Origin of the sequence: Streptomyces sp. CA-251247, from assembly GCF_050952975.1 — a bacterium.
Lineage (GTDB): Bacteria > Actinomycetota > Actinomycetes > Streptomycetales > Streptomycetaceae > Streptomyces > Streptomyces achmelvichensis.
Genome location: NZ_CP191861.1, coordinates 4758425 through 4770015 on the forward strand (window position 1 = coordinate 4758425; position 11591 = coordinate 4770015).

Here is an 11591-nt window from a genome sequence, read left to right on the forward strand (position 1 = left end):
GGAGCGAGCGGGGGCGGCCGTTGTCACGGCCACCCCCGGCCCCCGGAGCGTCAGCAGTTGCCGGCAGCGGCCCGCCCCGCGAAGCGGTCCGCCAGCCAGTTCGCCGCCGGGATCGCCTCGGTGATCACTCCCGTGACGTGCTCGCCGAGCACGATCGTCCGCCACTTCACGTTCGCGCCCTTCGCGCACCAGTCCTTGCGCAGCTGTGACCCCTGGCCGTAGGGGATCAGCTCGTCGGCCAGCGCGTGGTACAGGTACACGGGATGGCCGGGCCGGTGCGAGCCGAGGTCGGACTCGTGCAGCCGCTTCTGCCACTGCGGGGTCTCCAGCGGATTGCGCACCGTCATGTCGGAGATCTTCTTGAAGGACCCGACGGTGGTGTCGAGGGCCACGCAGTTGTTGCGCAGGAACGAGATGAGCGCCCTGCCCGCCGGGTTCAGATACGAGTCGAGCTTCAGCTCGGGGAAGGCCGCGTCCTGGCCGGCCGCCGCCATGAACAGCAGCCCCGATCCGTAGGAACCGTCGTGTACGGGGGCGAGCCCGGTCAGCCGGGCCGGTACGCCGCCGGTCACCGTGCCCCTGACCTTCAGTTCCGGTGCGTACGAGTCATGCAGTTCGGCCGCCCAGCTCGATGCCTGTCCGCCCTGCGAGTAGCCCATGATCCCGACCGGGGAGTCGGCGGAGAGCCCGGCCTCCGGCAGCGCGATCGCGGCGCGGGCCGCGTCCAGCACGGCGTGGCCGGCGGAGCGGCCCACCGTGTAGGTGTGCTCGCCCGGGGTGCCGAGTCCTTCGTAGTCGGTGACCGCGACGGCCCAGCCGCGCAGGGTCAGCTGCTGGATCAGATTGGCCTCGACGGTCGTGCCGGTGGGGAATCCGGCGCTCGGTGCGCAGCTGTCGGCGAGGCCGACCGTGCCCACCGCGTAGGTGACCAGGGGACGGGGGCCGGTGCGGCCGTCCTGGGGGACGATCACCGTGCCGGAGACGGTGTTCGGGGCGCCGTCGGCGGTGGTGGAGCGGTAGGTGATCCGCCAGGCCTTGGTCGCTGTGGGCTGTCCGGGCAGGGGATGGAAAGCGCTCGGCGCCGAGCCGACGATGTCGCCGGGGCCTGCGGCCGACGTGTCGTCCGCGGACGCTGTGGGGGTGGCTGCCGAGAGGGCGAGTGCGGCCATGACGGCCAGCACCCGGGTGGGTACACGCATTGCGGCTCTCCCAACGGTCCAGTGATGCTGGGCAGTTGACGGAAAGGTAGTGACCCGTGAGTAAGTTCCGTCCTGACCGGGCAGCTCAGCTTCACTGACTTCGGGTCAACTCGCGTCGGCCGACCCGCCGTGATCAACGACGTCGGCCTGTCCGCGGTACGCCCCCGGTGTCGTCCCCGTCCACCGCCGGAACGCCCGGTGGAAGGAGGTGTCCTCGGAGAAACCGAGACGCGCCGCGAGTTCCGCGATCGGTTCGTGCCCCTCGGCGAGACCGGCGATCGCCGCGTCCCGCCGCACCGCGTCCTTCAGTTGCCGGTAGGACGTCTCCTCCTGCTGAAGCCTTCGCCGCAGCGTCGCCGGGCTGACCGCCAGCCGGGCGGCGGTCTCGTCCAGGGAGGGGAGCCTCGGGGAGGCCCGCAGCGAGCGGGCGAGAGCGCGGCGCACCTGCTCGCCGACGGTCGCCACGTACTCCCGCCGGCTCAGCAGCTCGAACGGCGACGCCCGCAGCATCTCCTCCAGCGCCGGCTCGTCCCGCAACAGCGGCGATGCCAGCCAGTGGGCGGAGAAGACGGCCGTGGTCACGGGCTCCCCGTAGCGGACGGGGCAGCCGAAGAGATACGGGTACTCGTCGTGGTGCGGCGGCGGCGGGTAGCCGAACCCGGCCCGCAGCAGCGGGATGCGGCGGCCGATGAACCAGCTGCACAGCCGGTGCCAGATGACCACCAGACACTCGGCGAGGAAGCGGTCCTCGTCCCGCCCGAGGTCGTTGCGCACGACGAACACCGCTTCGTCGCCCTCGCGGGTGAGGGCGAGGTCGGGGCCGCCGGGGAACAGCCCGTAGAAGGCGGCACCGCGCTCGATCGCCGCGCCCAGATCACGGCAGCCCAGCGTGGCGTGGCACATCATCGCGAAGGTGCCCGGGCGGCTCGGTGCCGAGCCGAGACCGAGGAACTCGTCGTGGGTCGCCCGGTACAGTGCTCGGAACAGCAGGCCGAACTGGTCGGCGGTGACCCGGGCCCGGTCGTCGCTCAGCAGCAGCGGGGGGATGCCGGCGGTCTGCAGCAGCGGGACGGTGTCGAGGCCGTGACGCTCCGCCCCACGCAGCACGGCCCGCACATGGTGCACGGTGATCGTCCGCTTCCCCATGGTCATCGACGGTAGCGGGGATGAGCGGTGGGGTCAGCGGGCGTGACGGTTTCCGTCATGCCACCGGCGGTGGCCGCGTCCTTACGTTCGGTGCATGACAGGTGAAGAGCGGGAACGGCCCGGCACGCTCGCGGTGTTCGCCGAGTGGGCCGCCGACCGGTACGCGGACCATCCGGCGCTGCGGTTCACACGGGACGGCTCCTGGCACACGGTGTCCTACACCGAACTGCGCGACACCGTCCGGGCGGTCGGGCAGGGGCTGATGGGCCTCGGCGTGCGGGCCGGGGACCGGGTCGCGGTCCTCTCGGAGACCCGGCCCGCGTGGACGTACGCGCACCTCGCCTCCCTGGCGGCCGGTGCGGTCGTCGTGCCCGTCTACCCGACGGCCGGGGCCGAGGAGCTGCGCTGGGTACTGGGTGACTCCGGTGCGTCGGTGGTGATCTGCGAGAACGCGGCGCAGGCGGACCGGGTGGAGTCACTGCGGGACACGCTGCCCGCGGTGCGGCACCTGGTGCTGATGGACCCGCAGGCGGGGGCGGAAACGCGGCCGGTGGTGGGGGAGCGGCCGGTGTTGGGGGAAGCGCCGGTGGTGGGGGAGCGGCCCGCGCTCCTCGCCCTGCCCGGACCCGCCCCCCTCGCAGCGCTGCTCGACCGCGCCCGACGCGTGCGGCCGGACGACGAGGCCGGCATCGTCTACACCTCGGGCACCACCGGCCCGCCCAAGGGCTGCCGGCTGCTGCACGGAAACCTCGGCGCGATACAGGACGCCACGCTGCCGCTGGTCGACGGCGGCCCGGGAGACCGGACGTATCTGTATCTCCCGCTCGCGCATGTGCTCGCCCAGCTGACCCAGTTCAGCACGCTGATCTACGGCGGCGAGCTCTGCTACTTCGGCGGCCGCATCGAGAACGTCGTCGCCGAACTCGCCCAGGCCCAGCCCACGCATCTGCCGTCCGTGCCCCGGCTCTTCGAGAAGGTCCACGCCTCGGTGCTGGCGCTCGCCGGGGCGCGCGAGGGCGGTCGTGAGCGGCTGGAGGAGGCGGTACGGATCGGGCTGCTGGCGGCGGACGGCGTGCTGCCGCCCGAGCTGACGGGCGCGTACAAGCAGGCCGACGAGCAGCTCTACGGCCTGGTGCGGGCCGCCTTCGGCGGCCGGCTGCGCTGGGGGCTCACCGGAGCGGCCCCGATCGCGACCGGGACCCTGGACCTGCTGCGGGCCTGCGGGATCGCCGTGTACGAGGGGTACGGGATGACCGAGTCCGGCGGGGTCATCTCGCTGAACCATCCGGGCGCGGAGCGCCGCGGGACGGTCGGACGCCCGATCGCCGGCTGCGAGGTGCGCATCGCGGCCGACGGAGAGGTCCTGGCGCGCGGGCCGATGGTCTTCCCCGGCTATCACGCGAATCCCGGGGCGAGCGCGGAGGTGCTCGACGACGCGGGCTGGCTGCACACCGGGGACCTGGGCTCGCTCGACCCGGACGGTTATCTGAGCATCACCGGGCGCAAGAAGGACCTGATCATCACGTCCGCCGGGAAGAACCTGGCTCCCGCGGAGGTGGAGCTCGCGATCGAGCGCTCGCCGTATGTGTCGCACGCGGTGATGGTGGGGGACCGGCGGCCCTATCCCGTCGCCCTGATCACGGTGGACCCGCTGGAGACCGGCGACGCGGATCCGGCGGCCGTCCGCGGCCTGGTCCAGGAGGCGGTCGACGCGGCGAACGCGCAGGTGGCCCGGCCGGCCCGGATCCGGGCGTTCGCCGTGCTGGAGGAGGACTTCACCATCGGGGACGGAGTGCTCACGCCCACCCTGAAGGTCCGCCGCCGGGCCGTGCTGGAGCGGTACGCCGACGTCATCGACGGGCTGTACGGCGACAGCTGAGGCAACTGATGGACCCAAGGCAGGAGCCCTGCCCCGCACTGGACGTGCGGGGCAGGGCTCCTTGGTACTGCTAAGTCGTGCGCGATCGACGACCCGTGGCTGATTAGGCCGGGGTCACGTTCTCCGCCTGCGGGCCCTTCGGACCCTGAGTGACGTCGAAGTTCACGACCTGGTTCTCCTCGAGGGAGCGGAAGCCAGACGCGTTGATCGCGGAGTAGTGGACGAAGACATCCGGGCCGCCGCCGTCCTGGGCGATGAAGCCGAAGCCCTTTTCAGCGTTGAACCACTTGACGGTTCCGGTAGCCATAAGCCCTCCTTGGGCCAAAGGGTTGCCCTGCTCCAGAACCTGCAAACAAGTCTGAAAACTACAAAAGCCTGCGGGTCACATGCTCCGCAGGCTCTGTACTGCAAGGGAAACCAAACTGCAACTTGCGTCGAGCCTAGCACGCAGGGTGTTCACAGCGGTAGAGGGAAAGATCACGTCACCCGGACGTTTGAAAAGATCTTGGTCTGCTGACGAATCGCAGCTCGGGAGGGGCGCGGCCGGCGTCCCCGTGCCCGCCGGGCGCGTGCCGCGCACGCCCCCGGCGCGTCGCGCCGGCCTCCACAGGTCTAGCCTCGCGATGTGGACAGTCTTGGAGAAAGCACAGCAGTCGACCACCGTCGCAGCCGCCCCCGCGTGGGTCACATCCAGTTCCTCAACTGTCTCCCCCTGTACTGGGGGCTGGCGCGCACCGGAACCCTTCTCGATCTCGAGCTGTCGAAGGACACCCCGGAGAAGCTCAGCGAGCAGCTGGTGCGCGGCGACCTGGACATCGCGCCCGTCACCCTCGTGGAATTCCTGCGCAACGCGGACCGGCTCGTCGCCTTTCCGGACCTCGCGGTCGGCTGTGACGGACCGGTCATGTCCTGCGTGATCGTGTCGCAGGTGCCGCTGGAGAAGCTCTCCGGGGCGCGGGTCGCGCTGGGTTCCACCTCCCGCACCTCCGTACGCCTGGCGCAGCTGCTGCTGGCCGAGCAGTACCAGGTCACGCCGGACTACTACACGTGCCCGCCCGACCTCGGCCAGATGATGCTGGAGGCCGAGGCCGCCGTGCTGATCGGGGACGCCGCGCTGCGTGCCTCGCTGCACGACGCGCCGCGGCTCGGCCTCCAGGTCCACGACCTGGGGCTGATGTGGAAGGAGTGGACCGGGCTGCCGTTCGTCTTCGCGGTGTGGGCGGCGCGCAAGGACTATCTGGCCCGGGAGCCCGAGATGGTGCACGAGGTCCACGAAGCCTTCCTCGCCTCCCGCGACCTCTCTCTCCAGGAGGTCGCCAAGGTCTCCGAGCAGGCCGCGCGCTGGGAGACCTTCGACGCGGAGCTGCTGGAGCGGTACTTCCGTACGCTCGACTTCCGCTTCGGTCCCGACCAGCTCGCCGGTGTACGCGAGTTCGCCCGCCGCACCGGGCCGGCCACCGGCTACCCGTCGGACGTGGCGGTCGAACTGCTCGGCGCCCGATGACCGCCGGCCCGGGTGACCGCCGGGCCGTGGGATCGTTTCAGCGCGAGATCCACAGGGTGTGCACGGACTCACGGAGCGCGCGCTGATTCTCAGGACGTGGGGACGGGCGCCTGCATGTGCCTGCTGATCCACTCGATGGATCCGTCGCCCATGCCCTGCACATAGGTCTTGGCGTTGTGCTCGCCGTCCTCGATGACCTGGAGGCGGGTCTTCACCGGGCCCTTGCCGTAGTCGCGCACGAACTTCTTCACCCGCGCGATCGCCGACTCCTTCGTGCCCACCTGGAACGCCAGATAGACCGCGTTGGCCCGGGTGTCCGGCCTCGCGCCGAGTGCTTCGGCGAGCTTCTCCGGGTTGTTGGCCTGCCGTTGGGGCTCGTGGCCCGACCAGAGCGGGGAGTCCGGCACGGTGTCCGGCCCCGATGCGATGACGGCCTTGAACCGGTCCGGCCGCTGGAGCACGGACTTCAGGCCCACGAACGCGCCGGACGACGAGCCCATGAACGCCCAGCCGTCGCGGCTGGTGAAGGTGCGGAAGTTGGCCTTCACGAAGTCGGGGACGTCCTCGGTCATCCAGGTGCCCATCTTCGGCTGCCCGGGGATGTCGCTGCCGTCGTAGTAGTTCTTCGCGTCCGGGTTCAGCACCGGCATCACCACGATGAAGGGAAGGCTCCTGCCCTCCTTCGACCACTCGGCGATGCTGCTCTGCAGCCTGAGGTCGGTGCCCATCCAGTAGTTGTTCGGATAGCCGTTGCCGCCGGGAAGGGCTATCAGGACGGGGAAGCCGCTGCTCGCGTACTTCTCGTCGAAGTACTGCTCGGGCGCCCACACCCAGACCTTGCCCGTGAAGCCGGACTTCCTGCCCTCCAGGGTGGTGACGCCGATCCGGGTGCCGTCGTCCAGCGTGTTCTGGGTGGTGAAGGAGGCCTTGGGGCCGGTCGGCATCAGCGTCTTCGCGGCGGCCTCGGCCGCCGCCCCGCCTCCGGTCCGCGCGCCGCCACCCGCGGTGGGCGCCTTCACGGCCGGTCCGTCGAAGCTGACCGGTTCGCCCTCGTCGGAGCAGCCCGTGGCGAGCAGGACGGAGCCGAGGGCGACGGCGGTTATGAGGGCCTGGGAGAGGCGTTTCATGAAGGGAGCTCCGAGGGTTCCGGCGTGGTCGGCGGCACGGGCGGGGCGCAGGCATCTTTTCGGACAAGCTGCGCGAACGGCGACCAGGGAGACGGCCGGTACCCGGGATCGGTTGGCCTCCGGGCGCGGGCAATCCCCGTGATGCCGGACACGCCGGGGCCTACCCTGATGAGCAGCAGGGGCGGGCGTGACAGGCGTGGAGCAACCGGGGGAGTACAGATGCAGCCGCTGGATCCGGGCGAGCCGCGGAGCATCGGTGCGTACCGGCTGCTCGGGCGGCTGGGGGCGGGCGGAATGGGCCGCGTCTACCTCGGACGCAGTGCCGGCGGCCGCACCGTCGCGGTGAAGATCGTCCATCCGCACTTCGCGCTCGACGAGGAGTTCCGGGCCCGGTTCCGCCGCGAGGTCGACGCGGCGCGGCGGGTCGGCGGCCAGTGGACGGCGCCCGTGCTCGACGCCGACCCGGAGGCGTCCGTGCCGTGGGTGGCGACCGGATATGTGGCCGGACCCCCGCTGTCCCAGGCGGTGACGGAACACGGCCCGCTGCCCGCCCACTCGGTACGGGTGCTGGGAGCGGGTCTCGCCGAGGCGCTGGCGGCCGTGCACGCGCTGGAGTTGGTGCACCGCGATGTGAAGCCGTCCAACGTGCTCCTCACCCTCGACGGGCCGCGGCTGATCGACTTCGGGATCGCCCGCGCCACCGAGGGCACCGCCTCCCTCACCTCCACCGGCGTATCCGTCGGATCGCCCGGCTACATGTCGCCCGAGCAGATCCTCGGCAAGGGCATCACCGGGGCCGCCGACGTCTTCTCGCTGGGCGCGGTCCTCGCGTTCGCGGCGACGGGCACCGCTCCCTTCCCCGGCGACTCCTCGGCGGCGCTGCTCTACAAGGTGGTGCACGAGGAACCCGAACTGGCCGGACTTCAGGGCGATCTGCGGGACCTGGTCGCCCAGTGCCTCGCCAAGGACCCCTCCGCGCGGCCGTCACCCGGCGAGATCGCGCGCCGCCTCGCGCCCGGCGGCGCCGCCGCTCTGGTCGCCGCCGGCTGGCTGCCGGGACCGCTGGTCGAGCAGGTGAGCCGGTCCGCGGTGACGCTGCTGAACCTGGAGCCCGCGGACCAGCCCGTGGCGGATGCCGCCTCGGGGCCGGTGGCCTTCAGCAGCCCCGCGATCGGGACGTTCGGACCGCCGGTCGACCCCGTCGGTCAGCTGCCCTCCCACCCCGGCGGCGCGGCGACGGGGCCGGCCGCGCCACCCACCGGCGCCCCCGGGACACCGCCCGGCAGGCGCAGGGTGAGCTGCACCGTGACCCTGACGCTGGCCGCCGCGCTGGCCGCGGTGACCATCGGCGGCGGCTTCCTGCTCGACCTGTGGCCGGGCACCGGCAGCGGTGCCGACCAAGGGGACACGGGGGCCGAACCCCCGGGCTCCAGCGCCGCGTCCACCCCCGGCCCGTCCACTCCCCGCCCTTCCACCTCCGCCTCGCAGGAGCCCGGGGACAAGGTGACGGCCGTACCGAAGACCTTCATCGGCAGCTGGGAGGGTCCCTTCAAGGTCAGCCTCGCCGGAAGCGAACTGGAGGCGGGGACGTTCACCGTCGTCATCCGTGCGGGCAGGACGGGCGCGACGTTCGGCACGGTCAGCCAGTACGACGCGCTCGGCAACCTCTCCTGCGAGGACAACCTCGTCCTGCGCGGCGCGACGACCGCCGAGCTCGTCGCCGACGGCAGCTCCAGCGGCAAACCCGGCAACACCTGCACACCGGGCACCCACACGGTGAAGCTGCGCCTGGACGGGGACCGGGTCCTGTACACCTCGCGCGAGCCGCGGGCGGGCGATCCGCGCGCCACGCTGGAGCGTACGGACTGACTCCGGGCACCGGCCGGAAGGCGGCCGAGTCGGCTGGCGTAGGCTGGAGCGGCCCGCAGATGCTCCGAAAAACCGCCGAAAGGTGACACCCGGTGACCGAGAAGGCCGACCTTCAGTCCGTGCTGGACCGTGCCGCTGAGGGCGGTCGGATCACGCCCGAGGAAGCGCTGGAGCTGTACCGCTCGGCCCCGCTGCACGCACTGGGAACGGCGGCCGACGCCGTCCGCCGACGGCGCTACGCCGGTACGGAGCACATCGCGACGTACATCATCGAGCGCAACATCAACTACACCAACGTGTGTGTCACGGCCTGCAAGTTCTGCGCCTTCTACGCGCCGCCGAAGGACACCGCGAAGGGCTGGACCCGCGATCTCGACGACATCCTGCGGCGCTGCGCGGAGACGGTCGAACTGGGCGGCACCCAGATCATGTTCCAGGGCGGCCACCACCCGGACTACGGCGTGGAGTACTACGAGGAGCACTTCTCGGCGATCAAGAAGGCGTACCCGCAGCTGGTCATCCACTCCCTCGGTGCCTCCGAGGTCGAGCACATGGCCCGGATCTCCGGGGTCTCCGCGGAGGAGGCCATCCGCCGGATCCACGCCGCGGGCCTCGACTCGTTCGCGGGCGCCGGCGCCGAGCTGCTCCCGGCCCGTCCGCGCCAGGCGATCGCCCCGCTGAAGGAGTCCGGCGAGCGCTGGCTGGAGATCATGGAGATCGCCCACAACCTGGGCGTGGAGTCCACCTCCACCATGCTGATGGGTACCGGAGAGACCAACGCCGAGCGCATCGAGCACCTGCGGATGATCCGCGATGTGCAGGACCGGACGGGGGGCTTCCGGGCCTTCATCCCGTACACCTACCAGCCGCAGAACAACAAGCTGAAGGGCCAGACCCAGGCCACGCTCTTCGAGTACCTGCGGATCATCGCCATCGCCCGTCTCTTCCTCGACAACGTCGCGCACATCCAGGGCTCCTGGCTCACCACCGGCAAGGAGGTCGGCCAGCTCACCCTGCACTACGGCGCGGACGACCTCGGCTCGGTGATGCTGGAGGAGAACGTCGTCTCCTCGGCCGGCGCCAAGCACCGCTCCAACCTGCACGAGATCATCGAGATGATCCGCACCGCCGACCGCGTTCCGGCGCAGCGCTCCACGACGTACGAGCACCTCGTCGTGCACGACGACCCGGCGAACGACCCGGTCGACGACCGCGTCGCCTCGCACATCTCCTCCACGGCGATCGAGGGCGGCACGGCCCACCCGGAGCTCAAGCTGCTGAACGCCAACTGAGGCCGTCTTGCTGACGATCCATGTGGCCGACGCCGTGTTCGCCGGCCACAAGGACGTGCGGGCGGTCGTCGTCGACGCCGGGCTCATCGTGCAGATGGGTCCGTACGACGCGATGACCGCGGCGCGCCCGCAGGCGCGGGTGCGCACCTGGCCCGGGCTGCTGGTGCCGGGCCTGCGCCACCCCCAGGCGGCCGGACTGCTGGAGTCGGCCTACCACCCCGATCCCCGGGAGGCCGACGAGCTCGGCACCGAGCCGCTGACGGGGGATGCCCTGGCGGCCCTGGAGCTGGACGACAAGCGTCTCGGCGGCAGCGCCCGCCGGGGGCTTCAGCGGATGCTCGGGCACGGCGTCACCGCCGTCACCGGTCCCTTCACCCGGCCCCCGGTCCGCACGGCAGTGGCCCGCTCCGGACTGCGGGTCCGCGAACCCGCGCCGGTCCGGGCGACGGACAGCGTCTCGCTCGATCCACTCCGGGTCCTGCCGCTGAGCGCGCTGCTCGACGGGGAGCTCTCGGCGGGATCGCCCGCCGACTTCGCCGTCTTCGACGTTCCCGTCGACGAACCGCCAGCACAGGCGCTGCGCCTGCATGGCGCCGGGAGATGCGTGGCGACGGTCCTCGGCGGCCGGCTGGTGTACCGGCGCGCCTAGCTCGTGTCAGCGGCTGCTTGAATGGGGTGCGTGATCCGAGCCTCCCTGGACAAGCAGCCGCACGAAGTCGCCTCGATGTTCGACGACGTGGCGGCGAACTACGACCTCACCAACGACGTGCTCTCGCTCGGCCAGGACCGGCGGTGGCGCAAGGAGGTCGCGAAGGCGGTGGACGCGCGTCCGGCGCAGAAGATCCTCGACCTCGCGGCCGGCACCGGCACCTCCTCGCTGCCGTTCAGCGCGGCCGGTGCGTACGTCGTGCCCTGCGACTTCTCCCTCGGCATGCTCCGCGAGGGCAAGAAGCGCAACGCTTGGCTGCCGCTGACCGCGGGCGACGCGACGCGACTGCCGTTCCGCGACGGCGTCTTCGACGCGGTGACGATCTCCTTCGGGCTGCGCAATGTGCAGGAGACGGACACGGCCCTGCGCGAGCTGTACCGGGTGACCCGGCCCGGCGGACGCATCGTGATCTGCGAGTTCTCGCACCCCACCTGGGCCCCGTTCCGGACGGTCTACGAGGAGTACCTGATGCGGGCGCTGCCGCCGGTGGCGCGCGCGGTCTCCTCGAACCCCGACGCGTACGTCTACCTCGCCGAGTCCATCCAGTCCTGGCCGGACCAGCCCGAGCTGGCGGCGAAGCTCCAGCGCGCGGGCTGGGCGAAGGTCGCCTGGCGGAACCTGTCGGGCGGGATCGTGGCGCTGCACCGGGGCACCAAGCCGGCCTGAGCCGCACGCGCCGTGAGCGGCGGGAGCAACCGGCGAGCACGACGGGGGAGTTGACGGGAACCGTCCGGCGGGCAAGATGTGTCAGTTCACTCGCAGCCCCGTTCCCCACGGTCCCGGAGTTTCCATGGCCTCGTACTGTCCGCACTGCGGTTCCCCGTCCCCGGACGAGGCACGCTTCTGCATGAAATGCGGGCGGGAGC

At 71.5% G+C, this 11591-nt stretch carries 10 protein-coding genes and 1 pseudogene; 7 read left to right on the forward strand and 4 right to left on the reverse strand.

Going from position 1 to position 11591, the window contains the following annotated elements:
* Positions 1-50: 50 nt before the first annotated feature.
* Both ACQPWZ_RS21060 and ACQPWZ_RS21065 read right to left on the reverse strand, forming a co-directional pair.
* Entirely contained in the window at positions 51-1199 is a 1149-nt protein-coding gene (locus ACQPWZ_RS21060; RefSeq protein WP_433572135.1) for a lipase family protein, read from the reverse strand.
* Between the two features lie 105 nt (positions 1200-1304).
* A complete protein-coding gene (locus ACQPWZ_RS21065; protein WP_433572136.1) occupies positions 1305-2345 on the reverse strand; it encodes an AraC family transcriptional regulator in 1041 nt (346 codons plus the stop codon).
* A 94-nt stretch (positions 2346-2439) separates the two neighbouring features.
* Between ACQPWZ_RS21065 and ACQPWZ_RS21070 the strand changes: the two genes are divergently transcribed.
* Positions 2440-4224 (forward strand): AMP-dependent synthetase/ligase, encoded by a 1785-nt coding sequence (locus ACQPWZ_RS21070; protein WP_433572137.1) that lies wholly within the window; start codon positions 2440-2442, stop codon positions 4222-4224.
* Between the two features lie 103 nt (positions 4225-4327).
* On the opposite strand, the gene ACQPWZ_RS21075 is transcribed toward ACQPWZ_RS21070, so the two are convergent.
* Positions 4328-4531, reverse strand: a complete 204-nt coding sequence (locus ACQPWZ_RS21075) for a cold-shock protein (RefSeq protein ID WP_003967102.1) — start codon at positions 4529-4531, stop codon at positions 4328-4330.
* 318 nt (positions 4532-4849) lie between these two features.
* On the opposite strand from ACQPWZ_RS21075, the gene ACQPWZ_RS21080 reads away from it, so the two are divergent.
* Positions 4850-5728, forward strand: a complete 879-nt coding sequence (locus tag ACQPWZ_RS21080) for a menaquinone biosynthetic enzyme MqnA/MqnD family protein (protein WP_340474667.1) — start codon at positions 4850-4852, stop codon at positions 5726-5728.
* 89 nt (positions 5729-5817) lie between these two features.
* Here ACQPWZ_RS21080 and ACQPWZ_RS21085 read toward each other — a convergent pair whose 3' ends face one another.
* Positions 5818-6855 (reverse strand): alpha/beta hydrolase, encoded by a 1038-nt coding sequence (locus tag ACQPWZ_RS21085; RefSeq protein ID WP_433572138.1) that lies wholly within the window; start codon positions 6853-6855, stop codon positions 5818-5820.
* 219 nt (positions 6856-7074) lie between these two features.
* Between ACQPWZ_RS21085 and ACQPWZ_RS21090 the strand changes: the two genes are divergently transcribed.
* The 5 genes and pseudogenes from ACQPWZ_RS21090 to ACQPWZ_RS21110 all read left to right on the forward strand — a co-directional run.
* Positions 7075-8724, forward strand: coding sequence for a serine/threonine-protein kinase (locus ACQPWZ_RS21090; RefSeq protein ID WP_340474669.1), 1650 nt, complete (start codon positions 7075-7077; stop codon positions 8722-8724).
* Positions 8725-8816: 92 nt separating this feature from the next.
* A complete protein-coding gene (gene mqnC, locus ACQPWZ_RS21095) occupies positions 8817-10016 on the forward strand; it encodes a cyclic dehypoxanthinyl futalosine synthase (protein WP_340474670.1) in 1200 nt (399 codons plus the stop codon).
* 7 nt (positions 10017-10023) lie between these two features.
* Positions 10024-10665 carry a hypothetical protein gene (locus ACQPWZ_RS21100; RefSeq protein WP_340474671.1) on the forward strand — a complete coding sequence of 214 codons (642 nt, stop codon included), beginning with the start codon at positions 10024-10026 and terminating at the stop codon, positions 10663-10665.
* Positions 10666-10695: 30 nt separating this feature from the next.
* Positions 10696-11391 (forward strand): demethylmenaquinone methyltransferase, encoded by a 696-nt coding sequence (locus ACQPWZ_RS21105; protein ID WP_433572139.1) that lies wholly within the window; start codon positions 10696-10698, stop codon positions 11389-11391.
* A 124-nt stretch (positions 11392-11515) separates the two neighbouring features.
* Positions 11516-11584, forward strand: a pseudogene (locus ACQPWZ_RS21110) (zinc-ribbon domain-containing protein); the annotation flags it as partial.
* Positions 11585-11591 lie beyond the last annotated feature (7 nt).